26 protein-coding genes are annotated in these 24085 nt (G+C 74.7%); 15 read left to right on the top strand and 11 right to left on the bottom strand.

The annotated features are described in order from the left end of the window. Positions 1 to 61: 61 nt before the first annotated feature. Positions 62 to 376, bottom strand: a complete 315-nt coding sequence (locus CNX65_RS18435; protein ID WP_096494724.1) for a hypothetical protein — start codon at positions 374 to 376, stop codon at positions 62 to 64. A 125-nt stretch (positions 377 to 501) separates the two neighbouring features. Here CNX65_RS18435 and CNX65_RS18440 point away from each other — a divergent pair, with 125 nt between their 5' ends. Beyond that, a complete protein-coding gene (locus tag CNX65_RS18440) occupies positions 502 to 978 on the top strand; it encodes a nuclear transport factor 2 family protein (protein WP_096494726.1) in 477 nt (158 codons plus the stop codon). A 6-nt stretch (positions 979 to 984) separates the two neighbouring features. On the opposite strand, the gene CNX65_RS18445 is transcribed toward CNX65_RS18440, so the two are convergent. Continuing rightward, entirely contained in the window at positions 985 to 1398 is a 414-nt protein-coding gene (locus tag CNX65_RS18445; RefSeq protein WP_157767714.1) for an Imm1 family immunity protein, read from the bottom strand. Positions 1399 to 1631: 233 nt separating this feature from the next. On the opposite strand from CNX65_RS18445, the gene CNX65_RS18450 reads away from it, so the two are divergent. The 4 genes from CNX65_RS18450 to CNX65_RS18465 are packed head-to-tail and all read left to right on the top strand — an operon-like array spanning position 1632 to position 4558. After that, positions 1632 to 2900 carry an MFS transporter gene (locus tag CNX65_RS18450; RefSeq protein ID WP_096494730.1) on the top strand — a complete coding sequence of 423 codons (1269 nt, stop codon included), beginning with the start codon at positions 1632 to 1634 and terminating at the stop codon, positions 2898 to 2900. Between the two features lie 44 nt (positions 2901 to 2944). Further along, positions 2945 to 3082: a hypothetical protein gene (locus CNX65_RS18455; protein WP_177154272.1), complete on the top strand. Its 138-nt coding sequence runs from the start codon at positions 2945 to 2947 to the stop codon at positions 3080 to 3082. A gap of 40 nt (positions 3083 to 3122) precedes the next feature. Next, on the top strand, positions 3123 to 3965 hold the full coding sequence (locus tag CNX65_RS18460; protein ID WP_096494732.1) for a hypothetical protein: 843 nt from the start codon (positions 3123 to 3125) through the stop codon (positions 3963 to 3965). Positions 3966 to 4000: 35 nt separating this feature from the next. Beyond that, complete coding sequence (locus tag CNX65_RS18465; RefSeq protein WP_096497860.1) at positions 4001 to 4558, top strand: cadmium resistance transporter; 558 nt, start codon at positions 4001 to 4003, stop codon at positions 4556 to 4558. A 4-nt stretch (positions 4559 to 4562) separates the two neighbouring features. Here the strand turns inward: CNX65_RS18465 and CNX65_RS18470 are convergent, their stop codons facing one another. After that, entirely contained in the window at positions 4563 to 5552 is a 990-nt protein-coding gene (locus tag CNX65_RS18470) for an SAM-dependent methyltransferase (protein ID WP_309141899.1), read from the bottom strand. 808 nt (positions 5553 to 6360) lie between these two features. On the opposite strand from CNX65_RS18470, the gene CNX65_RS18475 reads away from it, so the two are divergent. The 5 genes from CNX65_RS18475 (at position 6361) to CNX65_RS18495 (ending at position 10791) form a co-directional block, all read left to right on the top strand. Then, positions 6361 to 6819, top strand: a complete 459-nt coding sequence (locus CNX65_RS18475; protein WP_157767715.1) for a hypothetical protein — start codon at positions 6361 to 6363, stop codon at positions 6817 to 6819. Beyond that, a complete protein-coding gene (locus CNX65_RS18480) occupies positions 6800 to 8701 on the top strand; it encodes a M48 family metalloprotease (RefSeq protein WP_096494736.1) in 1902 nt (633 codons plus the stop codon). The genes CNX65_RS18475 and CNX65_RS18480 overlap by 20 nt, the downstream gene beginning before the upstream one ends. Positions 8702 to 8748: 47 nt before the next feature. Next, complete coding sequence (locus tag CNX65_RS18485) at positions 8749 to 9264, top strand: pyridoxamine 5'-phosphate oxidase family protein (protein ID WP_096494737.1); 516 nt, start codon at positions 8749 to 8751, stop codon at positions 9262 to 9264. 139 nt (positions 9265 to 9403) lie between these two features. Continuing rightward, a complete protein-coding gene (locus CNX65_RS18490; protein ID WP_096494739.1) occupies positions 9404 to 10597 on the top strand; it encodes a cytochrome P450 in 1194 nt (397 codons plus the stop codon). Between the two features lie 5 nt (positions 10598 to 10602). Then, positions 10603 to 10791: a ferredoxin gene (locus tag CNX65_RS18495; RefSeq protein ID WP_177154273.1), complete on the top strand. Its 189-nt coding sequence runs from the start codon at positions 10603 to 10605 to the stop codon at positions 10789 to 10791. A 13-nt stretch (positions 10792 to 10804) separates the two neighbouring features. Here CNX65_RS18495 and CNX65_RS18500 read toward each other — a convergent pair whose 3' ends face one another. After that, a complete protein-coding gene (locus tag CNX65_RS18500; protein WP_096494741.1) occupies positions 10805 to 11257 on the bottom strand; it encodes a DUF6314 family protein in 453 nt (150 codons plus the stop codon). 176 nt (positions 11258 to 11433) lie between these two features. On the opposite strand from CNX65_RS18500, the gene CNX65_RS18505 reads away from it, so the two are divergent. After that, positions 11434 to 13263, top strand: a complete 1830-nt coding sequence (locus tag CNX65_RS18505; RefSeq protein WP_096494743.1) for an ABC transporter ATP-binding protein — start codon at positions 11434 to 11436, stop codon at positions 13261 to 13263. 58 nt (positions 13264 to 13321) lie between these two features. On the opposite strand, the gene CNX65_RS18510 is transcribed toward CNX65_RS18505, so the two are convergent. Genes CNX65_RS18510 through CNX65_RS18520 form a run of 3 tightly spaced genes read right to left on the bottom strand, consistent with a single transcriptional unit; the run spans position 13322 to position 16334 of the window. Then, a complete protein-coding gene (locus CNX65_RS18510; protein ID WP_096494745.1) occupies positions 13322 to 13975 on the bottom strand; it encodes a response regulator in 654 nt (217 codons plus the stop codon). Further along, positions 13972 to 14907, bottom strand: coding sequence for a sensor histidine kinase (locus CNX65_RS18515; protein WP_232519898.1), 936 nt, complete (start codon positions 14905 to 14907; stop codon positions 13972 to 13974). Before CNX65_RS18515 ends, CNX65_RS18510 begins: the two co-directional genes overlap by 4 nt. 11 nt (positions 14908 to 14918) lie before the next feature. Then, complete coding sequence (locus CNX65_RS18520; protein WP_096494749.1) at positions 14919 to 16334, bottom strand: serine hydrolase domain-containing protein; 1416 nt, start codon at positions 16332 to 16334, stop codon at positions 14919 to 14921. Between the two features lie 153 nt (positions 16335 to 16487). Here CNX65_RS18520 and CNX65_RS18525 point away from each other — a divergent pair, with 153 nt between their 5' ends. Both CNX65_RS18525 and CNX65_RS36240 read left to right on the top strand, forming a co-directional pair. Next, positions 16488 to 17603 (top strand): FAD-dependent oxidoreductase, encoded by a 1116-nt coding sequence (locus CNX65_RS18525; protein WP_096494751.1) that lies wholly within the window; start codon positions 16488 to 16490, stop codon positions 17601 to 17603. Beyond that, on the top strand, positions 17600 to 17953 hold the full coding sequence (locus CNX65_RS36240) for a serine hydrolase (RefSeq protein ID WP_256373286.1): 354 nt from the start codon (positions 17600 to 17602) through the stop codon (positions 17951 to 17953). The genes CNX65_RS18525 and CNX65_RS36240 overlap by 4 nt, the downstream gene beginning before the upstream one ends. 225 nt (positions 17954 to 18178) lie before the next feature. Here the strand turns inward: CNX65_RS36240 and CNX65_RS18535 are convergent, their stop codons facing one another. Continuing rightward, the gene (locus tag CNX65_RS18535; RefSeq protein ID WP_096494753.1) at positions 18179 to 18739 is read right to left on the bottom strand and encodes a TetR family transcriptional regulator; all 561 of its coding nucleotides are present in this window, start codon (positions 18737 to 18739) and stop codon (positions 18179 to 18181) included. A gap of 160 nt (positions 18740 to 18899) precedes the next feature. On the opposite strand from CNX65_RS18535, the gene CNX65_RS18540 reads away from it, so the two are divergent. Beyond that, the gene (locus tag CNX65_RS18540; protein ID WP_096494755.1) at positions 18900 to 19307 is read left to right on the top strand and encodes a nuclear transport factor 2 family protein; all 408 of its coding nucleotides are present in this window, start codon (positions 18900 to 18902) and stop codon (positions 19305 to 19307) included. A gap of 57 nt (positions 19308 to 19364) precedes the next feature. Here the strand turns inward: CNX65_RS18540 and CNX65_RS18545 are convergent, their stop codons facing one another. From CNX65_RS18545 to CNX65_RS18555, 3 genes are read right to left on the bottom strand one after another with little or no spacing between them, the layout of a single operon-like run. Further along, positions 19365 to 20885, bottom strand: a complete 1521-nt coding sequence (locus CNX65_RS18545; protein WP_096494757.1) for a tripartite tricarboxylate transporter permease — start codon at positions 20883 to 20885, stop codon at positions 19365 to 19367. Beyond that, positions 20878 to 21372, bottom strand: coding sequence for a tripartite tricarboxylate transporter TctB family protein (locus tag CNX65_RS18550; protein ID WP_096494759.1), 495 nt, complete (start codon positions 21370 to 21372; stop codon positions 20878 to 20880). The genes CNX65_RS18545 and CNX65_RS18550 overlap by 8 nt, the downstream gene beginning before the upstream one ends. Then, positions 21369 to 22355, bottom strand: coding sequence for a Bug family tripartite tricarboxylate transporter substrate binding protein (locus tag CNX65_RS18555; RefSeq protein WP_096494761.1), 987 nt, complete (start codon positions 22353 to 22355; stop codon positions 21369 to 21371). The genes CNX65_RS18550 and CNX65_RS18555 overlap by 4 nt, the downstream gene beginning before the upstream one ends. Before the next feature lie 154 nt (positions 22356 to 22509). Between CNX65_RS18555 and CNX65_RS18560 the strand changes: the two genes are divergently transcribed. Continuing rightward, positions 22510 to 24084 carry an ATP-binding protein gene (locus tag CNX65_RS18560; protein ID WP_232519900.1) on the top strand — a complete coding sequence of 525 codons (1575 nt, stop codon included), beginning with the start codon at positions 22510 to 22512 and terminating at the stop codon, positions 24082 to 24084. Position 24085: the final 1 nt, after the last annotated feature.

Here is a 24085-nt window from a genome sequence, read left to right on the forward strand (position 1 = left end):
GGGACGATCGACCGCTGGCTCAGGCTTCTCCGGTTGGCCGCGCTGCCGCGGTCGGCGAGCATCACAGCGGGCCGCCACCTCGGGCGTCCGGGTTCGCCGGTGCTGACCGCCACGACCAGCGGGTGACCTGCGCCGCCGACGGCGACTTGGTGTTTCGAGCCGGTCTTGCGCCGATCGGGTCGATCCTGTCCGCGACGTGCGACTCGGCGAGCATCACCCCGTCCAGGAATTGCCCGACCCCGCCCTCGGCCCATTTCAGCATCCTGTTGCGGCAGGTCGAACCGGAGCCGAACCCGGGTTCGGTGGGCAGGTCGGCCCGCTCGATGCCGATGTGCAGCAGGAGCAGGGTCCCCTGAGGAGCTGTAAGCGTGGCCACTCGACTTCCAATCGGACTGGGCGGGCCTGCGCGCCTTCTTGACGGAGGGCCGCACGCCCCCTGGGCAGGAACCCGCCCAGCCCTGGCTTGACCTCCAGATAGGTGGAGGTACCAGGCTGATCCCCGTGGACCGCAACGAGATCACCGAGTTCAGCGCGCTCGTCAGCCGCTTCTTCCGCGCCATGGACGCGCGGGAGTTCCCCGAGGGCTGGGCGGAGGACCACTTCACCGACGACATCAGCCTGTCCTCCCCGATCGGCTCCGCCCAGGGCGTCACGGCGGTGGCCGCGCACGTGGAGGAGTCGGTCCACCGCTTCGCCCGCACCCAGCACACGTCCTCGGACCTGCTGGTGGACGAGGCGGAAGGCGTTGCGGTGACGTGGAACGCGCTCATGACGCACGTCCACCTGGACAGCACCCTGCGGTCGCGCGGCGCGGACGCGAACCCGATCTTCCAGGTCGGCGGCCACTGGCGGGCCGAACTGCGCCGCGCGCCCGAGGGCTGGCGGATCAGCGCCCTGTCCCACGAGGCGCTCTGGACGACGGGCCTGCCCCCGCTGCTGCCCGAGGGCGTCAAGCCGGTGGTGGCCGGGGACCACTAGGTCACTTCAGGTCACTTCCGGACGTGGCGGCCGGTCGAGCCGCCACCGGAGCCCCCCTGGACGCTGCCCGCCGCCACGCGCGTACTCGTGCACGGCGGCGCGCACCACCGCCAGGGGCAGCTCGGCGTTCGCCGGGAAGTCCCAGTCGAGCCCGATCATCAGGTACCGCACCGGCCCGCCCGTCCCCTCGCCGATCCACACCTCACCACCGTCGACGTGGCACAGCGCCCCCCGCCCGCGCGGCCCGTCCACCCCCACGGTCAGCAGCGGCCCGGCCGGGTCGTCGCGGTCGAACAGCTGCGCCGCCACCGGCTCACCCCGGCGCACGAGGTCGTCCAGCACCCCGTCCACGTCCTGCGGCCCGCGCAGTTCCACGTCGACCGTCTGACCGGGGTAGTACCAGGCCACCAATTCCGTCACGTTCACTCCGACGTGGGTCACCACTGCCACGGCAGAGTGAACCGCACAACATCTGGTACGCAGGTTCCACTCCATGTGGCACAGTGGCCCCGGAGCCGAAAGGCCCACGCGGCACCCCCGCACGCGCGCAGCACGCCGCGTCGCCGGGCGGAGGCCGTGGTGTGTATCTACCTGCCCCGTGTCACGGGGTAAGGCGGCACTGGTCCAGTCCCGCCTCGTGAAAGCACGTCACCATGACCACGCGTTCCGCCACCCTGCTCGACGAGTCCCCGCACGCCCCTGCCGAGCCCCCCTCGGTCGCGCGCGCCGTGTTCGACTCCGCGGGCCCCTCCTTCTTCCCGCTGGCCCTCGTGGCCCGCTTCCCCTACGCCATGACCGTCGTCGGCGTGCTCACCCTGGTCGTCGCCGCGCGCGGCTCGATCAGCCTGGGCGGCCTCACCTCGGCGACCGCCGGGGTCGGCATGGCCGTGTTCGGGCCGCTGATCGGCGCGGCGGCCGACCGGTGGGGGCAGCGCCGGGTGCTGCTGGCCACCGGGGTCGCCACCAGCGCCGCGCTGACCGCGCTGGTGGTCCTGGCCTACTCGCCGCTGCCCCCGGCGGCGGTCCTGGTCGCGGCGTTCCTGGTCGGCGCGACCACCCCGCAGGTGCCGCCGATGTCGCGCAGCCGCCTGGTCGGCCTGGTCACCCGCCGCACCAGCGGTGGGACCCGGCCGAAGGCGGTCAACGCCGCGATGGCCTACGAGTCCGCCGCCGACGAGATGACGTTCGTCTTCGGACCGACCCTCGTCGGCGTCCTCGCCGCCGCCTTCTCCCCCGCCGCCCCGATCATCGCCGCCGCCGCGCTGACCCTGGTGGCCGTGTGCCTGTTCGCCCTGCACCCGAGCGCGACCGCCGCTCAGCCCACCGCCGAGGAGCGGGTGACCCCCGACCCGGTGAGCGACCTGTTCCGCCCGTCACTGCTGGTGGTGCTGCTGGGCATCGTCGGCATCGGCCTGTTCTTCGGCTCGGTGCTGACCTCGCTGACCTCGTTCATGGCCGACCACGGCGACGCCGAGCAGGCCGGTCTGGTCTACGGCGCCATGGGCCTGGGCTCGGCGGTGTGCGCGCTGCTGGCCGGGATGCTCCCGCCCGCGTTCGCGCTGCGGGACCGCTGGCTGGTGTTCGCCGCGCTCGCGCTGACCGGCGCGATCGGCCTGAACCTGGCCACCTCGGTCCCGGTGGTCGCGCTGGCGCTGGCGGTGGCGGGCACGGGCGTCGGCCCGCTGCTGGTCACCCTGTACACGCTGGTCTCGGACCTGGCCCCGGTCGGCCGCAACGCCACGGTGATGACCATGGCGAGCACCGCGATCGTGATCGGCCAGGCCCCGGCCTCCAGCCTGACCGGCTACCTCGCCGAGGACAGCGGCACGGCGACCGCGCTGGTGATGCCCCTGGTGGCGGTGGCGGTGATCGTCTCGGCCGGGCTGCTCAACCGGTTCCGGTCGGCGACCGCGCGGGCCTGACGGGCGCGAAAACCACCTGCACCGCGGGCGGGGACGTCGAGCGGGTGGACGCGGTCAGCGGCTACCGCCTGCGGTCGCCGACCCACGACTCCCCGAACACGGCGTTCGACCTGGCCCAACCCCTGGTCGCCGGGATCGCGCACGCGGGTCCCCCGTGGCACTTCCGGCACGGGAACCGGTGAACCGCCCGGAATTGTCGGACCCACTGCCTACGATGCCGCCGTGACCGACTTCGACGCACTGCGCAGCGACGGCTCCTGGCAGCTGACCACGACCGGTGACCGGATCACCGGTGCGGTGTTCCGGCTCGCGCCCAACCCGGACCGGCGGGCGCTGGTGGAGGCGCTGGGCGCCGACGCGTCCGACCCCGAGCAGTGGGAGTCGGTGCTGCTGGAGGCGTTCCTGACCGCCCCCGAGTCGGCGGACCTGACCGTCCTGGAGCTGCACCTGACCGACTTCCACCACTCGGCGGCCCGCGCGGCGGCGGCGCTGGCCTCGCGCGGGCGGGAGCACCTGGTGGAGCTGCACCTCGGCCACGACTTCAAGCTCCTGTACGAGCACGCGACCACGTCGACCGGCCGCAGCTTCGACCCGCTGGAGAAGCTGAACGAGGGGTTCGCGAACGAGAGCGCGGTGGACCTGTGGTCCGCGCTGCCCGCGCTGCGCGCCCTGACGCTGCGGGGCGGACTGCTGCTGGACGACATGGGCTCGACCACGGTCACCGACCTGCACGTGATCGGCGCGCCGTTCGCGATCGGCGCGCTGTTCCCCGACCGCGCGCCCGGCGTGGTGACCCTGACGGCGGAGATCGGCTACGACGTCTTCGGCGGCGTCTGCCCGGCGGGCCAGCTGGAGCTGCTGACCCCGGAGGGCTACCCGGCGCTGCGGCACCTGGACATCAGCCGGGCGGTGTTCGACGAGGCGGACGAGGAAGTGCTGGAGACCCTGGCGGAGCTGCCGCTGCTGCGGCAGTTGGAGACCCTGGACCTGGAGCTGGAGGAGGACGTCCCCGAGCGCCTCGCGCCCGCGTTCGCGCACCTGGAGCGAGGGCCGGAGGCGGGGTGAGCGCGGACCTGGCGCTGCTGGGCCGGGCGGCCGGGATGTTCGCGGTCACCAACATCGACGACCTGCTCCTGCTCGCGGTCTGCTTCGGCCAGGCGCGCGGCGACCGGCGGGCCGCGCTGCGCGTGGCCGCGGGCCAGTACCTGGGGTTCCTGGCGATCGTGGCCGTGGCCGTGGTCGGCGCGCTGGGCGCGGGCCTGCTGCCGGGGGCGGTGGTCCCGTACCTGGGGCTGCTGCCGCTGGCGCTGGGCGTGCGCGCGGCCCTGGCGGCGTGGCGCGGGCGCGGGGCGGACGGGGAGGCGGAGGTGGCGACCGGCGCGGGCGTGGCGCAGGTCGCGGCCGTCACGTTCGCCAACGGCGGCGACAACATCGGCGTCTACGTGCCCGCGTTCGCGGTGGCGGGCGTGGCCGGGATGCTCGGCCACGTCGCGGTGTTCCTGGTCGGGGTGGCGGTGTGGCTGGCGGCGGGCTGGTTCCTGGCGAGCCGTCCGGTGGTCGCGCGCTTCCTGGCGCGGTGGGGGCACGTGGTGCTGCCGGTGGTGCTGATCACCATCGGCCTGGTCATCCTGGTGGAGGGCGGCGCGTTCGGCCTGTGACCGGTCACCGGTCGACCACCCGCTCGGCCACGACCAGCAGGTAGTTCACCCGCCCGCTCCGGTAGCCGTCGAGGAACGCGGTCTCCACGCCGGTGCGCAGGTCGGAGCGGGCGCGCAGCTCCCAGCAGGGGATGGCGCGCGCGGTCAGGTCGGTGACCTGCAGCGGCGCGAGGCCGTGGTCGGCCAGTGCCCGGAAGTACGTGCTGCGCCGGTGGATGCGGCAGTCGTAGTGCCGGTCGATCGCCTCGCCCTCCGGCGCGCGCCCGGTGACCGCGTCGTTGTGACAGCCGGTGACCAGGACGTGCCGCCCGCCGGGACGCAGCAGCCGGGCGAACTCGGCGAACGCCTCGTCCAGGTCCACGTACATGGTGCTCTCGTTGGTGATGACCCGGTCGAACGCGCCGTCCGCGAACGGCGTCGCGACCATGTTGGCGCGGTGGAACCGCACCCGGTCGCCGCACCCGCGCCGCCGCGCCAGGTCCGAGGCGAGCTCGACGTGGTGGGAGCAGAAGTTGACGCCGTCGACCGCGCACCCGAACCGGTCGTGCGCCATGAACGAGGTCCCGCCCCTGCCCGACCCCGCGTCCAGGATCCTGGCGCTCGCGGGGACCTCGCCCAGCGCGGACAGCACCAGGTCGGCCTGGGCGCTCTCCATCCGGTGCAGCTCCCGCGCGATCCGCCGCTGGAGCCCGTGCGGCGGACCGGTGAGCGCATCGGGATCGGGGGCGTCGATGCCGTAGTGGTGGTGGTAGAGGCCGTCGTCCGCGCCGAGCAGCAGGTTGACCGGGTCGTCCCGCTTGTCCTCCCAGTGGGCGTTGACCTTGCGCTCGTAGTCGTTGCGCAGGACGTTCCCGGTCGGAGAACTCGGCACGGCGCCTCCTCGGCGGATCGGGTCGACCGCCCCCGCGTCGACCGCCCCAGCGTCGAGCGCCGAGGGGCGCGGGACCAGCGCGCTCACCCGCGTGCCCGCCGCGAACCACCCGCCGGGCAGCACCGGGGACCACCCAGCCGCGCCCCCTTTCGGCCGCGCGGGTGACCGCCGCGACACCGCGGGGCGAACGCCGCCACCCGGTCCGCTGTGGACACTTCGGGAAAGCCGCCGGAAGACCTGCGGCTGTTCACCTGGCGATCACCGGCGACCGGGAGCACGGGGCGCGCGGCTCCCGCTCGGCTCAGACCCGGTGTCGTCCTGCCGCTGACCGGCGCGGCCTCGATCCTGCTGCTGCTGTCCGCGCTGGGGCCCGGCGCCCCGGTCGCGGACGTGATCGGCGACTGCGCCCTGCACCCGTCGAGCGCGCCGCGGTTCGCGCTGTGCGTGCTCCTGCTCGCGACCGGCGGCACGGCCGCGCTCACCGGGCTGCCGCGCTCGTGGGCGTTCCGGGCGTGGCAGGGCGGGGCGGCGGCCGTTGCTGGTGACCGCGCTGCCGTTCGGCGTGAGCCACCTGACCGCTTCCCCGCCGAGGGTCGCTCGGGGGCTTTTCGAGCGGATCACCGTGTTCGCGCAGGCGGGTCTGCCGCTGGCCATCGCGGCGACGCCTCGGCTTGTCCCCGCAAAGGCGGAATCGCGACCGGACGACGCCCCGGAAAACGCCGATAAACGGAACACCACAGTCCTCCCACCTCCGGTTTGACGGCGTTCGCGCCCGTATGCCGGTTCCCTCCCGAAGCTTTTCCCCGCACGCCCGAAGCGCTACCTTCCCGCAGTAGAAAATGACCGGCAGGGAATTCCACATTCGGGCGCATAGCATTCTTCCTCGATCGGCCGGGCGCCCCGTGGACGAGCGTGGCAGGGGGCGGGGCGGATGGCGGATGCGTTGTCGGCGGAGGCGGTCGGCGTGGCGCGGGCCGTGGTGGCGCGGTGGCACGCGGGTGAGCTGGAGGCGTTCGAGGACCTGGTCGAGGCCTACCGGGCCGACCCGGACGGGACCGTGCGCGGGGTGCGGTTGGGCGCGCCGGTGGGGATCGGGATCGATCTGGCGGCGGTGACGCCGTGGGTGCTGGCGGCGGTGAGCGCGGCGGGCGGGGTGCTCGTGGAGAAGGCCGCCGAGGACGCCTGGTCGGCGGGGCGGCGGTGGCTGTCGCGGGCGTGGGGCCGGGGCGGGAAGCCGGAGGCGGAGGCGGAGGCGGAGGAGGCCGGGCAGGCGACGGTCGTGATCACCGTGCACCTGACCGGGCTGGGCGCGGCCGAGCCGGTCGCCCGCGCGGTGGCGGAGCAGGTCGTGCGCGAGCTGGGGGGCCGCGATGACGCTCCCGCCGCGTGAGGCGGGCGCGCCCCGCGCCCGGTACGCGCTGCTGGTGGCGGTCCTGCTCACGGCGGCGGTGTGCTCGGGCAACCTGATCTTCTACACCGCGTTCGGCGAGTGGTTCGGCAACGCGCTGAAGGCGTGCGTGAACGCGGGGGCCGACCTGCCGCCCCTGGAGCGGGCAGCCGGGTTCCAGCGCTGCGGAGCGCCCTACGAGCAGGCGCGGACGGGGTTCGCCTTCCTGTTCGCCCTGCTCACCGCGGCCCTCGGGTGGGTGGTGCTGCGGCGCCTGCCCGCGCGGCTGCACCGGCGAGCCGGGATCACGCGCGCGGCCGGGGCGCGCTGGCAGGAGGAGGCCGCCGAGGCGGTGCGGGCGCTGGGCGGCCGGGTCGTCCCCGTCGTGGAGTTCGGCTCCACCTGCCGGGAGGCGTTCACCGTCCGGACGGGCGGCCGGGTGCGGATCGTGCTGCCCTACGGCGTGCTGGCGCTGCCCGGACCGGAGGCGTCCGCGCTGCTGCGGCACGAGTGCGCGCACGTGGCCGCCGGTGACGTCGACCGGGTGTGGCTGACCAGGGCCGTGTGGTGGGCGACCCCGGTGGTGCTGGTGCTGCCGCTGCCGCGGCTGTGGTCGGAGAGCTCGTTCGTGCTCGACTACGCGATCCGCGCGGCGCTGCTGCTGGCGCTGGTGTGGGTGGTGTCGCGCAGCGTGCTGCGCTCGCGCGAGCACGCGGCCGACCTGCGGTCCGCGCGCGAGGACCCGACCGCGCTGGACGCGCTGCTGCGCCGGGCCGCGGACCCGCCCCGCTCGTGGTCCCGCTCGCTGGCCGCGCTGCACCCGTCCACCCGGCGCCGGTTGGAGGTGCTGGCGCGCGGCGAGGTCGAGCGGCACGTCCGCGCGGTGGAGGGGTTCGCGTTCGGCGCGCTGGCCGGACTCGTCCAGCCGCTGCTGTCGCACTTCGTGCAGTCCGCGCTGCTGCCGAGCGCGGGCCTGCGGGTGACCACGCTGGTGCTGGCCCTCGTGCCCGGCGTGCTGCTGGGCTGCGCCTGGGGCCCGGCGGTGTGGCGCTCCCGCACGGCGGCGGACGTCCGGCCGGGCCGGGACCGGGTGGCGAGCGCGCTGGGCCTGCCGCTGGGGGTCGTGGTGGGCATGGCGCTGTCGCTGATCGGCACGGGCACCCCGCTGGTCGAGTCGGCGACCGCGTGGACCTGGGGTTTCACCGTCGTCATGCTGGTCGGCGCGACCGCGCTGTGCGAGGGGGCCGCCGCGCTGTGGCACCGGCGCCTGCCGGGCGGCTCGCCCCGGTGGGTCGGCGTGCTCGCGGCGCTGCTGTTCACCGGTGTGCTGGAGGCGGTCTTCTCGTTCCGGCCCGCGATCGGGTTGGGCGAGTTGACCACGGCGTGGCTGTCGCTGACCTACACGCCGTTCCTGGCGCTGCTGGCGGGCAACCTCGCCGTCGCGGTGCTGGCCTGGCGCACGGCGGTCGGCAGTCGGTTGCGGGTGCTGCTGCTCGCCGCAGCCGTGACCGCGCTCGCCGCGGCGCCCCGCCTGGCGCTGGCGGGCGAGGTCACCGAGGAGAACGCGCTGGACCACCTGGTGCTGAACGCCTGCCTGGCCACCGCCGCCGGGCTGGTGGTGTTCGTGGCGCGGGTCGTGGTGAGCGGGCGGCCGGGGATCGCCGAAGGGGCCGCAGGCGCGTGGGTCGCGACGCCGCTGACCGCGTTGGCGCTCACCCCGGAGTCCGGCCAGCCGCAGCACGTGCTGTGGTTGGCGCTGGAGCAGGCTGCGGCTTGCCTGGCACTCGTGCTGCCGCTCACGGCCGCCGTCGCCGCCGCGCTGACAGCCGCCCGCGGCGGGACCCCGGTCGCGCGCGAGCCCGTGGTGGAGCCGAGCCGGGCGTGACAACCGGGCGGGGCCGAGGGCGCTCCAGCCACCGCTACCGTGGCTCGATGCGTGAGACGCCCGAAGAACTCAACGAGCTCCAGGCCCTGCTCGACGCCTCCCTGTCCCGCTCCACCGACCACCTCCGCTCGATCGTCGTCGAGCACACCATGACCGCCGAGCAGCTCACCCAGGTCCTGACCGGGATGTGCACGCTCGCCCTGTCCACCGTGACGGCGAAGGGCGAGCCGCGGATCAGCGCTGTGGACGGGCACTTCCTGCACGGCAAGTGGTACTTCGGCACAGCGCGCACCGCCGCCAAGGCCCGCCACCTCGCGGCCCGCCCGGCCGCCAGCGCCGCGCACCTGCGCGGCGAGGACCTGGGGGTGTTCGCGCACGGCGCGGTGGAGGTCCTCAACCCCCCGGACGGCGAGGCCGCCGCGGACTGGCCGGAGGTGCTCGCCCACCTCAAGGACTTCTACGGCGACCAGAGCGACTGGGACGGGGAGGTGTTCTACTACCGGCTGCGCCCGCACTGGATGACCGTCTACGCGCCCGACGCCGCGAAGCTCATCACCGGGTGACCGCCCCCGGCTCTCCGCACTCCTGCGTTCCGCCGCACCCCTGTGTCCACCCGTTGGCGGTCCGATCGCACCCCCAGGTCGCGTTACCGTCGGTGCGCTCGCCCCCGGCAAGTCCCCTCCTGCTGGAAGGACGCCCACCGTGACCGAGTCCGCCATCCTCCCCGTCCCCCGCGACCAGCGCGCTCACCCCCTGGGACCACCGGCCGGGATGGTGGAGGCGCTCGGGCACGGACCGGTGCGGATGGTGTGGCCCAACGGGGTTCCGGCGTGGGTGATCAGCAGTTACTCCGGGGTCAGGACGGTGCTGTCCGACCCGCGCTTCACCTCCATGCGCGAGGGCGGGCCGGACATGCGGGCCTCCGGGGACACGATCATCGGCGAGAAGCGCCCCGGCAACATCAACGTGCTCGACGGGGCCGAGCACATGCGGCTGCGCCGTCCGCTCTCCCGCGCGTTCATGGTCAAGAAGATGAACGCCATGCGCCCGTTCATCCAGCGCGTCGTCGACGAGCACCTGGACGACATGGAGCGCTCCGGCGCGCCCGCCGACCTGGTCTCGGCGTTCTGCCTGCCGATCCCGTCGCTGGTGATCGCCGAGCTGCTGGGCGTGCCCACCGAGCACCAGCCGCTGTTCCAGGCCACCGCGCGGGGCATGTTCGGCGTGGACAACGCCAAGGAGGACTACCTGCGCAACGCCGCCGAGCTCGCGGGCGTGCTGGTGCCGGTGGTGGAGGCCAGGAAGCGCGAGGGCACCAGCGACGACCTGATCGGGCTGATGGCCAACGAGACCGACTTCGAGCTGGACGAGCTGCTGTTCCTGGCGATCGGGCTGCTCGCCGCCGGCCACGAGACCACGTCGGGCGCCATCGGGCTGTTCGCGCTGACCCTGTTCGAGAACCCCGAGCAGCGGGCGGTGCTCCAGGCCGACCCGGACCGGGTGGACGTGATCGTCGAGGAGCTGCTGCGCTACTCGCAGGGCAGGCTCGGCGGGGCCGCGCTGGCGCGGCGGGCGCTCCAGGACGTGGAGCTGGACGGCGTGACGATCCGCGAGGGCGAGTGGGTCACGGTCTCGCTCACCGCGAACCTGGACGACGCGCTGTGCGAGCAGGCTGGCGAGCTGGACCTGACCCGGAAGAGCGTGGCGCACCTGGGCTTCGGGTTCGGCCCGCACCAGTGCCTGGGCGCGAACCTGGCCCGCACCGAGCTGCAGATCATGCTGCGGTCGCTGTTCACCCGGTTCCCGGACCTGGCCCCGGCGGTCCCGGTGCCGCAGATGCGGTTCCGGACGGACTCGATCACCTACTCGGCCGTCGAGATCCCCGTGGTGTGGTGACGGCGGTGACCGTGCGGATCGAGCGGGACGGGTGCATCGGGTCGGGGCAGTGCGTGCTCGCCTCGCCGGAGGTGTTCGACCAGGACGACGACGGCGTGGGCGTGGTGCTGCGCCCCGACCCGCCGGACGAGCTGCTGCCGAAGGTGCGCGACGCGGTGCACCGCTGCCCCGCCGGGGTGGTGGCGCTGGACTGACCCCGCGACCCGGTCAAGGACCCTCGGGCCCGCCGTCGCGCTCGTAGTCGGTGAGCAGCTCGTAGTCCTTGGCCGGGCCGGTGGCGCGCCAGCGCTCGGTGTAGCTGTCCGGGCCGGTGATCCGGCCGGTCACCAGGTAGGTGTCCGGGCTGCACCAGTGGTCCGCGCTCCAGCCGCCCTCGCCCAGGCGCAGCCGGTAGAACTCGCGGCCGTCGGCGAACGTCACGTCCAGCACGTCCGCGCCGCGCTCGGCGTACCGCAGCGCCCGCGTGGCGGGCCGCCGCACGCCGCCCAGCTCGACCTCGCCCTCCTCGTGGTAGGCGAGCTGACCGGACTCCGGGTCGTCCGCGAACACCGCCCACCCGGTGAAGGCGCCCTCCTGCCCGGCCCGGTGGTCCACGACGCGCCGCCGCACCCGCCACCGCCCGCGCAGGAAGTCCGCGACCCCGTGCTGCTCCTCGCTCACCCCGCGAAGACTTCCAGGTCCACCCCCGCCGCGCCAGGCGGCCCGGGCGCCACAGCGGGTGCGCCCGCGTTCGGCGGACGGGGGAACCGGTTGGGGCAGAAGTGTTATTCGATCGCCCGGCCCCTCCGGCCCGGTGCAGCATCGGGCGCCGGGACCGATCCTGGAGGAGGCGATCCGTGGGGGCACCACCGGAGCAGGGCGCAGGAGAGCAGGGCGCAGGAGAGCAGTCCACCACCGTCCGGGGCAGGGCGGTGCTGCTCGCGCTGCGCCTGTACCTGCGGGAGCTGCGCCGCCACGGCCCGCTCACCGCGGGCGGGATGCTGCTGCCCGCGCTGGGCAACACCTGCCTGCTGTACGTGGCCCCGCTGGCGGTCGCCGCGCTCGCGGGCCGGGTCGTGGAGGGCGCGGGCGTCGCCGAGGCCGCGCCGCTCCTGCTGGCGTTCGGCGGCGTGATGCTGTTCGCCGAACTGCTGTGGCGCGTCGGCATCCACTGCCTGAACCGGGTCGACGGCCGGGGCATCGAGCACCTGTCGGTGTCCGGCTTCGACGCGCTGCTGGCCAAGGACGCGGCGTTCTTCCACACCAACTTCGCCGGGTCGCTGACCAAGCGGGTGCTCGGCTTCGCGGGCCGCTTCGAGGACTTCACCGACGCGCTGGTGTTCAGCGTGGTCGCCAAGGTCGTGCCGCTGGGCTTCGCGTGCGTGGTGCTGTGGGGCTACCACCCGGCGCTGGTGGCGGTGCTGCTCGGCCTGATCCTGGTCACCGGCTTCACGGCTGCCCCGCTGGTGCGCCGCCGCCAGCGCCTGGTCGACGAGCGCGAGGCCGCCTACGCGCGGGTGTCCGGGCACGTCGCGGACGTGCTGTCGAACGTGGAGGCGGTGCGGGCGTTCGGCGCGGAGGAGCGGGAGGGCGCCGAGCACCGGCGGCGGGCGGCCGAGAGCCGGGCGCTGGCGCTGCGCTCGTGGGACTACGGGAACCTGCGGGTGGACGTGCTGGTGGCGCCGATGTCCGTGCTCACCAACGTCCTCGGCCTGGTGGTGGCGGTGTGGGTGAGCGGCGGGCTGGGCCTGGAGGCGCTGCTGGTGACGTTCACCTACTACGGCAACGCCACCCGGATCATGTTCGAGTTCAACCACGTCTACCGGCGGTTGGAGGGCTCGCTCACCGAGGCCGCGCAGTTCACCGAGCTGCTGCTGGACGAGCCGACCGTGCTCGACCCCGCCGAACCGGAGCCGGCCCCGACCGGGGACTCCCGCGTGAGCTTCGACGGCGTGGCGTTCGCGCACCCCGGCGCGCCGCCGCTGTTCACCGGGCTGGACCTGGACATCCCGACGGGCGCCAGGGTCGGCCTGGTCGGGCGCTCGGGCGGGGGCAAGACCACGCTGACCCGGTTGCTGCTGCGGCTGAGCGACGTGGACGGCGGCAGCGTGCGGATCGGCGGGCAGGACATCTCGCGGGTGCGGCAGGCGGAGCTGCGCGGGCTGATCGCGTACGTGCCGCAGGACCCGTCCATGCTGCACCGGACGCTGCGGGAGAACATCGCGTTCGCCAGGCCCGGCGCGAGCGAGGCCGAGATCCAGCGGGCGGCGGGCGCGGCGCACGTGGTGGAGTTCGCGCGGGAGCTGCCGGAGGGGTTCGACACGGTGGTGGGCGAGCGCGGCGTGAAGCTGTCCGGCGGGCAGCGGCAGCGGGTCGCGCTGGCCCGCGCGATCCTGCGCGACGCGCCGATCCTGCTGCTGGACGAGGCGACGAGCGCGCTGGACTCGGAGAGCGAGGCGCTGGTGCAGCGGGCGCTGTGGCGGCTGCTGGAGGGGCGGACGGCGCTGGTGGTGGCGCACCGGCTGAGCACGGTGGTGCGGATGGACCGGCTGGTGGTGCTGGACCGGGGGCGGGTGGTGGAGCAGGGCACGCACGCCGAGCTGCTGGACGCGGACGGCGCGTACGCGCGGCTGTGGCGGCACCAGTCCGGCGGGTTCCTGGACGAGGCGACGTCCGGGAAGCGCTGACGGCCCGCCCGGAAATTCCATTGAGGACAGTACGCAAAGGACTGTGCTCGGTGGACCGTCAGCGCTCGACCAGTCCGGCGTCGTGCGCGAGGACGGCCGCCTGGACCCGGTTCACCAGGTCCAGGCGGGTCAGGATGGTGCTCACGTGCCCCTTGACGGTGCCCTCCACCAGGTTCAGCCTGCGCGCGATCTGGGCGTTGCTCAACCCGGCGCCCACCAGCGCCAGCACGTCCCGCTCGCGCGGGGTCAGCGCGTCGGCGCGGGCGCGCGCCTCGGCGGCCCGGCCGAGCGGCCGGGTGTCCAGCGCCGCCAGGACCCGCGCCGCGACGCGGGGCGCCAGGTACGCGCCGCCGCCCGCCACCGCGTGCACCCCGGCCAGCAGCTCGCGCGGGTCGCCGGACTTGAGCAGGAACCCCCTGGCACCGCCGTCCAGGGCCCGCGCCACGTAGGTGTCGTCGCCGAACGTGGTCAGCACGGCCACCGCCACCCCCGGCGCGGTGCGCGCGAGCTCCTCGGCGGCGGCCAGCCCGTCGAGCCGGGGCATCCGGATGTCGAGCAGGGCCACGTCCGGGCGGTGCTCCAGGGCGAGCCGGACCGCCGCGCGCCCGTCGTCGGCCTCGGCGACCACGGTGATGGCGGGGTCGGTGGCGAGGACGGCCCGCACGCCCGCGCGGATCAGCGGTTCGTCGTCGGCCAGCAGCACCCTGATCACCGCGCCTCCCGGCCGGGCAGCGTGGCGGTGAGCCGGAACGCGCCGCCCGAGGTCGACACGTCGAGCGCGCCACCGGCCGACCGGACCCGCTCGGCGAGCGCGGCCAGCCCGGTGCCCGAGCCGGGGGCGCGGCGCCGGGTGGTGACCGGGTTGGCGACGGTCACCACCACGTCCTCGGCGGCGGTGACGGTGATCCCCACGGGTGCGCCGGGGGCGTGCTTGGCGGCGTTGGTCAGCGCCTCCCTGACCACCCGGTGCGCGGTGGCGGCGACGGCGGGCGGGAGCGGTCTCGGGCCGTGCCAGGTCAGGGTGACCGGGAGGCCCGCGGCCGAGGCGCGGTGGGCGAGGTCGGCGAGGTCGGCGTCCTGCGGGCGCAGGGGTGGTGGTTCGCCGTCGCGCAGCAGGGCGACCAGCCCGGCGAGGCGCTCGGTGGCCGCGCCCGCGCCCGCGCGCAGCTCCCCCACCGCTCCCCGGTGCCGCTCGGGCAGGTCGGCGGCGAGTTCGAGGGCGCCCGCGCGCAGCGCCAGCAGGCTCAGCTCGTGCCCGAGCAGGTCGTGCGCGTCGTGCGCGATCCGGGCCCGCTCGCGCAGGTGGACGCGCTCGGCGGCGGCGACGGCCAGCTCCGCCTGCTGCCGCGCGGACCGCCCGACCAGCCACGGCAGCAGCACGGCCAGCAGCGCGAGCAGCGGCGCGGTGGCCCAGGCGTGCGGCGCGGCCAGGCCCAGCGGGACGGTCTGCAGTAGCGACACCAGCAGCACCGCCCACGCGGGCCGCCCGCCGCTCTCCCGCCGCCCGACGACGAACGCGCACACCGCCACCACGACCAGCACCGCGCCGGTCCACGGCGGGACGCCGTCGCCCATCGCCAGCGCGGTCGCCTGGGCGGTGGTCGAGCACAGCGCCAGCAGGACGAGCGGTCGGCGGATCGGCACGCCCACGGACGCTACCCCGTCACCGGGCGGGCGAGGCGGACCAGGCGGGTGATCAGGACCGCGAGGTTCAGCGCGGCCGAGAGCGCGAGCCAGAGCACCAGGGCGGGCGAGTAGAAGGCGAGCTGGAACGCGGTGATGTCCCGCCCGCCGCCGACCAGCAGCCCGAGGAGCGCGGGCGCGAGCAGCAGGAGGGCCGCCGGGACGACTCGCGGGGCCAGTCGGACCACGACCTGCCAGGTCTTGCGGGGCCTCCACGGCCTGCGCAGGGCGAGGACCCCGAGGACGAGGCTGAGCGCGGTCAGCGCGCCCAGTGCCAGTTCCACCGCGGAGCGGGGGGACGACGGCTGCGCGTCGCGGCCCTCCAGGATCGCGGCGATGCCGTCCTCCAGCGCGCCGGTGCCCTCGTTCCCCAGCGCCACACCGGAGTTCGCGAGGACGACGACCCCGTGGCCGGAGTCCAGCAGGAGCTGACCGGCGCAGTGCGTGAACCAGATGCCGCCGTGCCGGGCCGCGCCGTCGCCGGTCTGCCAGCCGAGGCCGTAGGCGCTGCCGGGGAAGGCCGGGACCCGCATGGCCGCGAGGGTGTCCGGGGCGGCCAGCCGGGTGTCGCCGGACTGCGCGGCGAGCCACTTGCCCATGTCCTCGGCGGTGGTGACGATCCCGTCCGAGCCCGCGACGAACCGGCTCGGCTCGGTGGCGGGGATCGAGGCGCCGTAGGCGAAGACGTGCCCGTCCGCGACGTCGTCGGGCAGCTCGTCGGTGGTGGTGATCGCCGTGGTGCCCCGCATCCCCAGGGGGGCGAAGACGTTGTCGCGCAGGTAGTCCGCGAACGGTTCGCCGGTGACGCGCTGCACGACGAGCGCGGCGAGGTGGAAGTTGGTGTTGGTGTAGTGGTAGCGGGCGCCGGGGTCCGAGGCCAGCGACGTCGGGTTGACCCGCGTCACCACCGCGTCCAGCGAGGCGGGCTGCGGCAGGCTCTTCTCGGGCAGGGTCCGGTCGGTGATGCCGGAGGTCTGGCCGAGCAGGTGCCGGGTGGTGATGGCGGCCCCGCGCGGGTCGGCGAGGTGGAACTCGGGGACGTGGCGGGTGATCGGCGCGTCCAGGTCCAGCTCGCCGCGTTCGGCGAGCTGGACGGCGGCGAGCGCGGTGAACGACTTGCTCACCGACGCGACGGGCATCCTGGTTGTGGCGGTGACGGCGTCGCCGCCGGACGTGCGTCCCCGCCCGAAGGCGCGCACGACCCGGTCCCCGCGCGTGATGGCGACGGCGACACCGGGGTAGGCGGCGGCGTCGGCCTGCTCGGCGACGAACCGCTCGACGGCGGCGAGGTCCGGTTCGGGCGCCTCGGTGGCAGGTGGCGCGGTGGCAGGTGGTGCGGCGGTCAGGAGCAGTGCCGCGACGAACGCGGCCGTGGTGGTTCCGGTCATCGTCCCGCTCTCGGTGGTGGTCCCCTGGGTCGACGGCGACGCTACGAACAGCGGGATCGGTGGCGCAGGGCCGGAAGGTCAGGCGGTGCCCCCGACTTTCGTCAGGGGTGCCGGGGAGGGGCGTCGACCGGTAGAACTGACTGGGAGGCGACGATGACCACCGCTGTCGCGATCGTCGGGGCCGGGCTGGGCGGGCTGGCGCTCGCCCGCGTGCTGCGCGTGCGCGGCGTGGAGGCCGTCGTCTACGAGCGCGAGCCGGGACGCGGGGCGCGCGGGCAGGGCGGGATGCTCGACATCCACTCCGGGCAGGCCGCGCTGCGCGAGGCGGGCCTGGTCGACGGCTTCCGCGCGATCGCGCGCGGCGCGGGCCAGGACATGCGGCTGCTGGACGCGGACGGCACCCTGCTGCTGCGGGAGGACACCCCGCCGGACGCCCCGCTGGAGCGCCCCGAGGTCGACCGCGCGGACCTGCGCGACCTGCTGCTCGACTCGCTGCCGGAGGGCGTCGTGCGCTGGGGCCGGGCGTTCGAGTCGGCGGCGGACGGCGTGCTGCGCCTGGAGGGCGGCGGCAGCGCGCGGTACGACCTGCTGGTGGGCGCGGACGGCGCGAACTCGCGGGTGCGCCCGCTGCTCACCCCGGCGCGGCCCGAGCACACCGGTCAGCACGTCGTGGAGCTGGGCATCCCCGACGCCGACCGCACCCACCCGGAGCTGGCGGCGATGGTGGGCCGGGGCAACTACTGGGTGCTGGGCGACGGGCAGTCGCTCGCGGCGCAGCGCAACGGCGACGGCCGGGTGCGCCTCTACCTGAGCTTCTACCGGACCCCGGCGGACTGGATCACCACCTGCGGCGTCCCGTTCGACGACCCGGAGGCGGCCAAGGCGCGCCTGCTGGAGCTGTTCGCGGGCTGGGACCCGAGGTCGACGGCGCTGATCGGGGCGTGCGACGACCTGGTCGTCCCCCGCGCGATCACCGCCCTGCCGGTGGGCCTGACCTGGCCGTCGCGCCCGGACACGACCCTGCTCGGCGACGCCGCCCACCTGATGCCGCCCGCGGGCGAGGGCGCGAACCTGGCCCTGCTCGACGGCGCGGCACTGGGTCGCGCGGTGGCGGCGCACCCAGGTGACCTGGGGGCGGCGGTGGCCGAGTACGAACGCGGGATGTTCGAGCGCTCCGCAGCCGCCGCGCGGCAGTCCGCGCGGCTCCAGGGGGTGATGGCGGCCCCGGACGCGGCGCAGCGGGTGCTGGCGTTCTTCCAACCGGGCTGACCGGCTCCGGGCGCGCCGCGGGCCACCCGGTGACCGGCGGGGAGGTGGTCCCGGTGAACCGGTGGGCGGTGTCCTGCTGCCGCTCCCCCAGCGGTTCGCACCTGGCGATGAGCGCGCGCGACCTGCTGGAGTTCGTCCGCGCGCACCTGACCGACCCGGCGCTCGCCGCGCTGCGCGAACCCCAGGTCGAGCGCGTCCCGGACTTCGGCGGCGGTGTCGAGGGCTGGGGCCCTGGCTGGATGCTGCACCGGGACGGCGTGGTCGGGCACACCGGGGTCGCCGAGGGGCAGAAGGCGTTCCTGCGCGTCGCGCCCTCGGCGGGGGGGTGGTGGTGGTGGTGGCCGTGCTGACCAACAGCGCGGGCGGCGAGCCGCCGGCGCACCGGGTCTTCAGCGCGGTGCTGCGCGTCCTGGCCGGTGTCGACACGGCACCCGTGCCCACCCCGCCGGAGCACCCGGCCGCGCGCTGCTCACCAGGCGGGCCCGCACCGCCCTGGCCGAGTCGGACGGGCGCGGTCGCGCCCGGTTCCCGCACAACGGCTCGGCCGCGTCCAGGATCGCCTGACCGCGCCGCGGCTACCGCGCGATCTCCGCGAGCCGACTCAGTGCGGTCCCGGTGAACGCGGCCAGGTCGGCGGGGTCGTCGGCGCGCAGCCAGCGGCGGTAGGCCGTGCGGAAGAGCTGGGCGCCGACGTGGGCGGCGAGGTCGGCGGTGTCGGGGTCGGCGCCCCGCAGGCGGAGCACCTCGGCCAGGGCGTCGGCCAGCGACCGCTCCTTGCCCAGCTCCCGCTCCAGCAGGCCGGGGTTCGCCGTGATCAGCTCGTCGCGCTTGCGCTGGGTCTCGCGGGGGCCCAGGGACTCCCAGTCGTGCTCCGCCAGGGTCTGGACCACGGCGCGCAGCGGCTCGGTGACGTCGGCGCGCTCGCGCAGGGCCTTGACCAGCGCCGCGTGGAGCGCGTCCGAGTCGGCGAACAGCACCTCCGCCTTGTCGGGGAAGTACCGGAAGAAGGTCCGGGTGGTGACGCGGGCCCGTTCGGCGATCTGGACGGCGCTGGCGCCCTCGAAGCCCCGCTCCTCGAACAGCTCCATGGCGGCCCGCTTCAACCGGTCCCCGCTGCCGTGCTCCCACCTGGGCATGGCGCCCAAGGTAACCGGACGCCGGGGCCGGCTCCAGCGGGGTGCGTCGCGGCGTGACATCACCCACCGTGATGTCACGCCGCGACATCAGTGCTACGGTGATGTCACGCCATGACATCACGTGGGGTGGCGCCCCGCGAACGCGGAAGAGGGACGGACGATGGCACTGACGACCGAGGACCGCCGGGAGATCACCGAGACGCTGTCGCTGCTCGGGCACCTCGCCGACAGCGGGCGCGCGGACCGGTTGGAGGAGGTCTTCACGCCCGACGCCGTCTACGACCTCACCGCCGCCGGGCTGGGCGCCTTCAGCGGGATCGACGCGATCCGGCAGGCGTCCGAGCGGATCGGGGCGCACGGCCCCGTCGCCCACCACCTCACCAACGTCGTCGTCGGCGGCGAGGAGGACGGCGTGGTGTCCGTGCTGTCGAAGGGACTGCTGCTGATGGCGGACGGGAGGGTCGAGAGCATCGTGGTGGCGGACGACGTCCGGCGGCACGGGGGCGGCTGGCGGATCGCCCGGCACGTCGTCACGCCGCAGCCCGCCCCGGAGGCCGGCGGCGCGTGACGACGAGGGGCGGTGGCAGCCCCCTGGCCACCACCGCCCCCCAACCGTCCCACCGGCTCAGCCAGCCGTCGCCTTCTCCGGCTCGGCCGCCACCGCCGCGCGCTTCGCGCGCACCCGCAGCACCACCGCCGTCACCAGCACGGCGACCAGCACCGCGTAGGCCGCCGCCGCGAACGGGCTGGTCACCAGGGCCGTCGCGTCGCCCTCGCTGATCTGCAGGGTCCGCCGCAGCTGCTCCTCGGCCATCGGCCCCAGGATGAGCCCGACCACCATCGGCGCCACCGGGTAGCCGTGCCGCCGCATGAAGAACCCGATCACGCCCACGACCAGCAGCACGATCAGGTCGTCCGTCACGAAGTTCACCGCGTACGTGCCCAGCGCCGCGAACAGCAGGATGCCCGCGTACAGGTACGGCCGGGGGATGCGCAGCACCTTCACCCACACCTTGACCAGCGGCAGGTTCAGCACCAGCAGCATCACGTTGCCGATGTACAGCGACGCGATCAGCGTCCACACCATCGCCGAGTTGTTGGTGAACAGCAGCGGCCCCGGCTGGATGTTGTAGCTCTGGAACGCCGCGACCATCACGGCCGCCGTGGCGGTCGTCGGCAGGCCCAGGGTCAGCAGCGGCACCAGCACGCCCGCCGCCGCCGCGTTGTTCGCGGCCTCGGGACCGGCCACGCCCTCGATCGCGCCCTTGCCGAACTCCTCGGGCCGCTTCGACAGCTTCCGCTCCGCCGCGTACGACAGGAACGTCGACACGTCCGCCCCGCCCGCCGGGATGGTCCCGATGGGGAAGCCGATCGCGGTGCCGCGCAGCCACGGCTTCCAGGACCGCGACCAGAACTCGCGGGTGTTCCACTTCCCGCCGACCGGCACGACCTCGATCGGCCCGTGCCGCAGCCGCGAGGCCACGTACAGCGCCTCGCCCACCGCGAACAGCCCGACCGCCACCACGACCACGTCGATCCCGTCGGCCAGCGTGCTCACCCCGAGGGTGAACCGGGTCTGGCCGGTGAGCGTGTCCGTGCCGACCAGGCCGATGAACAGCCCGAGCGCGAGCGAGGCCATCCCCCGCACCGGCGAGGACCCGAGCAGCGCGGCGACGGTCGTGAACGCCACCACCATCAGCGCCACGTAGTCGGCGGGCCCCAGCTTGACCGCGAAGTCCGCGACGGTGGGCGCCAGCAGGGTCAGCAGGACCGTGGCGATGGTGCCCGCCACGAACGAGCCGATCGCGGCCGTGGCCAGCGCCGCGGCGCCCCGCCCGGCCTTGGCCATCCGGTTGCCCTCCAGCGCCGTGACGATCGACGCGGACTCGCCGGGTGTGTTGAGCAGGATCGACGTGGTCGATCCGCCGTACATGCCGCCGTAGTAGATGCCCGCGAAGATGATCAGCGCGGCGGTGGCGTCCAGGGTGTAGGTCAGCGGCAGCAGCAGCGCCACCGTCATGGCCGGGCCGATGCCCGGCAGCACGCCCACCGCCGTGCCCAGGGTGACCCCGAGCAGGGCGTAGAGCAGGTAGGCGGGCTGCGCGGCGGTCGCGAAGCCCTCCAGGAGCAGTCCGAGGTCACCCATCGATGAACGGCACCCCCTCCAGGATCCCGGCGGGCAGCGACAGGCCCAGACCGGAGGCGAACACGACCTGCACGACCAGCGCCAGCACCACGGCCAGCCCCAGCGCCTTCCACCAGGTGGCGCCGAGCGTCCACGCCGCCCCGGCGAACAGCAGCGCCGCCGCGACCGGCCACCCGGCCGGCTCGATCAGCACCAGGTGGGCCACCAGGATGGCGACCAGCTTGACCACGGTCAGCCAGTCGGTGCGCACCCCGGCGTCCACGTCCTCGCCGTCCTCGGCCTCGCCGAGCTTGCCGCGCGCGGTGGCGACCACCGCGGCGATCCCGGTGGCGATGAGCAGCGCGCCCACCGCGTAGGGGAACGCCCTTGGCCCGACCGAGCCTGCGACGCCGCGCGCGGCGATCGTGGTCGCGTCGACGAGGGTGAACACGCCGAGCGCCGCGACCAGGGCGCCGAAGACGTACTCCTCGATGCGGGCGGAGATCACTTCTTCACCAGGCCGAGCTCGGTGAGGATCGGCTGCACCCGGCTGATCTCCTCCTTGAGGAAGACCTCGAACTCGGTGCCGCTCAGGAACGTGTCGGTCCAGCCCTTCTTGGCGACCTCGTCCTTCCACTGCTGGCTGGCGCGCATGTCGGTGACCAGCTTGACCAGCTTGTCCTTGGCCTCGGGCGCGAGGTCCTTGGGCGCCACGACGCCGCGCCAGTTGATCAGCTCGACGCCCTGCTCGGCGAGCGTGGGCGCCTTCAGGTCCTCGTGGACCTTGGAGCCGGAGGTGGCCAGCGCGCGCAGCTTGCCCGCCTTGACCTGCTCCCGGTACTCGCCGACGCCGGAGATGCCGACGTCGACCTGGTTGCCCAGCAGCGCGGCCAGGGACTCGCCGCCGCCGGAGTAGGGGACGTAGTTGAGCTTGTCCGGGGTGAGCCCGGCGGACTTGATCAGCATGGCGGCGAGGATGTGGTCGGTGCCGCCCGCCGAACCGCCGGTGAAGCGGACGCCGGTGCCCTTCTCCTTCACCGCGGCGAGCAGGTCGGCCACGGTCTTGAACGGCGAGTCGGCGGGCACGACCACGACCTCGTCCTCGGCGGTGAGGCGGGCGATCGGGGTGGTGTCCTCCATGCGCACGTCGGAGCCGTTGGTCTCGACCGCGCCGACCATGACCAGGCCGGTGACCATCAGGAACGTCTCGGACCTCTCGTTGGCGAGCTTCTTGAGCCCGACCGTGCCGCCCGCGCCGCCCACGTTGCTGACCTGCACGGTCTTGACCAGGTCCGCGCCGGTGATGCTGGCCTGCATGGACCGCGCGGTCTGGTCCCAGCCGCCGCCGGGGTCGGCGGGGGCCATGATCTCCAGGCGGTTCACGGACCCGGCGGCCTTGCCGCCCCCACCGCCGCCGCCAGCGCCGCAGCCCGCCAGCGCCACGCCCGCGGCGATGACCGCCGCGGCGATGCGGGTGTGCTTTCTCGACATGTCGCGCCTCCGCTGTTGCTCCCCGGAGCGACGGTGCTCCGGTTCCGGGGAACGTAGGGGGACGGGAGCAGGTCGGTAAGACATTGGTCGTAAGGGCCGTATTGTTCGTTTAGGTCGTGGCGTCGATCACACCCCTTGGTTCAGAATGCCCAACATGCGCCGCCGTTCGGTCCCCCTGGGTGTCTCCCTGCTCGTGCTGCAGGTGGGCATCGTGCTGCTCACCACCTGCGCGGCCGGGCTGATGGCGGCCAAGCTGCAGAGCGACCGCATCCGCGAGTCGTACCGGGAGCGGATGCTGTCGGTGGCCGAGAGCGTGGCGCGGCTGCCGTCGGTGCTGGAGGCGTTCGGCTCCCCCGACCCGGCCGCCACGATCCAGCCGCTGGCGGAGCTGCTGCGCAAGGCCTCGCAGGTCACGTACGTGGTGGTGACGGACCGCAACGGCGTGCGCTACGCCCACCCGGACCCGGCGCGCATCGGCGAGCCGGTGTCCACCGACCCCAGCTCGGCGCTGTCCGGGACGGTGTACGTGGGCACCGAGACGGGCACGCTCGGCACGTCCCTGCGGGCCAAGGTGCCGATCCGGAACACGGCGGGGACGGTCATCGGCATGGCGTCGGTGGGCATCCTGGAGGAGGAGCTGGCCGCCGACCTGGCCGAGGACCTCGGCGAGCTGATCGGCTGGCTGATCGCGTCCGCGCTGGTCGGGGTGCTCGGGGCGGCGCTGGTGACGCGGATGGTCCGCAAGCGCACGTTCCGGCTGGAACCGGCCGAGATCGCGCAGCTGCTGGAGACCCGCGAGGCGATGCTGCACGGGGTGCGCGAGGGCGTGGTCGCCATCGACGCGACCGAGCGGTTGGCGCTGGTCAACGACGAGGCGGTGCGGCTGCTGGGGCTGACCGACGACCCGACCGGGCGGCCCGCCGCGCAGGTGCTGGAGCACGGCGGCCTGCTGGACCTGGCGCGCGGCGACGACGCGGCCGACCGGCTGGTGCTGGCGGGCGAGCGGGTGCTGGTGGCGAACCGGATGACCGCCCGCACGCACGGCCGCCCGGTCGGCGTGGTGCTCACGCTGCGCGACCGGACCGAGCTGCACGACGCGCTGCGCGAGATCGACGGGCACCGGGCGGTCACCGAGGTGCTGCGGGCGCAGGCGCACGAGTTCTCCAACCACCTGCACGTCATCGGCGGGCTGCTGGAGCTGGAGCGCGGCGACGAGGCGGTGCGCTACATCGAGCGGGTCGGTGGCGCGGGGTCGGTGACGGCCGACATCATCGGCGGGGCCGAGGCCGACCCGGCGCTGGCGGCGCTGCTGCTGGCCAAGTCGAGCACCGCGCACGAGCGGGGCGTGCGGCTGCGGCTGGACGCCGGGTCGCGGGTGCTGGCGCGGGCCGGTGACGACGCGCTGACCGTGCTCGGGAACCTGGTGGACAACGCCGTGGACGCCTCCGGCAACGGCGGCGAGGTGCGGGTGCTGGTGGACGCGGGCGGGTCGGGGGTGCGGGTGCTGGTCGAGGACGACGGGCCGGGCGTCGCGCGGGAGCGGCGGGCGGAGATCTTCACCCTCGGGGTGAGCACGAAGGCGCCGAGAGGGGCGCACGGACGAGGGATAGGACTGGCGTTGGTGTCCAGGGTGGTCACCCGGCGGCGTGGCCGGGTCGACGTGTCGGATTCTTCGGAGCTGGGTGGCGCGTCGTTCGACGTGTGGCTGCCGGAAGCGGGGTCCCGGTGAC

This window comes from Actinosynnema pretiosum, from assembly GCF_002354875.1.
GTDB lineage: Bacteria > Actinomycetota > Actinomycetes > Mycobacteriales > Pseudonocardiaceae > Actinosynnema > Actinosynnema auranticum.

What these genes read in the sequence shown, in the direction of transcription:
- CNX65_RS18450 (WP_096494730.1), top strand. Translation starts at nt 1,632, where the DNA reads ATGACCACGCGTTCCGCCACCCTGCTCGACGAGTCCCCGCACGCCCCT.
- CNX65_RS18465 (WP_096497860.1), top strand. Translation starts at nt 4,001, where the DNA reads ATGTTCGCGGTCACCAACATCGACGACCTGCTCCTGCTCGCGGTCTGC.
- CNX65_RS18475 (WP_157767715.1), top strand. Translation starts at nt 6,361, where the DNA reads ATGGCGGATGCGTTGTCGGCGGAGGCGGTCGGCGTGGCGCGGGCCGTG.
- CNX65_RS18480 (WP_096494736.1), top strand. Translation starts at nt 6,800, where the DNA reads ATGACGCTCCCGCCGCGTGAGGCGGGCGCGCCCCGCGCCCGGTACGCG.
- CNX65_RS18485 (WP_096494737.1), top strand. Translation starts at nt 8,749, where the DNA reads ATGCGTGAGACGCCCGAAGAACTCAACGAGCTCCAGGCCCTGCTCGAC.
- CNX65_RS18520 (WP_096494749.1), bottom strand. Translation starts at nt 16,334, where the DNA reads ATGACCGGAACCACCACGGCCGCGTTCGTCGCGGCACTGCTCCTGACC.
- CNX65_RS18525 (WP_096494751.1), top strand. Translation starts at nt 16,488, where the DNA reads ATGACCACCGCTGTCGCGATCGTCGGGGCCGGGCTGGGCGGGCTGGCG.
- CNX65_RS18535 (WP_096494753.1), bottom strand. Translation starts at nt 18,739, where the DNA reads ATGCCCAGGTGGGAGCACGGCAGCGGGGACCGGTTGAAGCGGGCCGCC.
- CNX65_RS18540 (WP_096494755.1), top strand. Translation starts at nt 18,900, where the DNA reads ATGGCACTGACGACCGAGGACCGCCGGGAGATCACCGAGACGCTGTCG.
- CNX65_RS18545 (WP_096494757.1), bottom strand. Translation starts at nt 20,885, where the DNA reads ATGGGTGACCTCGGACTGCTCCTGGAGGGCTTCGCGACCGCCGCGCAG.
- CNX65_RS18555 (WP_096494761.1), bottom strand. Translation starts at nt 22,355, where the DNA reads ATGTCGAGAAAGCACACCCGCATCGCCGCGGCGGTCATCGCCGCGGGC.
- CNX65_RS18560 (WP_232519900.1), top strand. Translation starts at nt 22,510, where the DNA reads ATGCGCCGCCGTTCGGTCCCCCTGGGTGTCTCCCTGCTCGTGCTGCAG.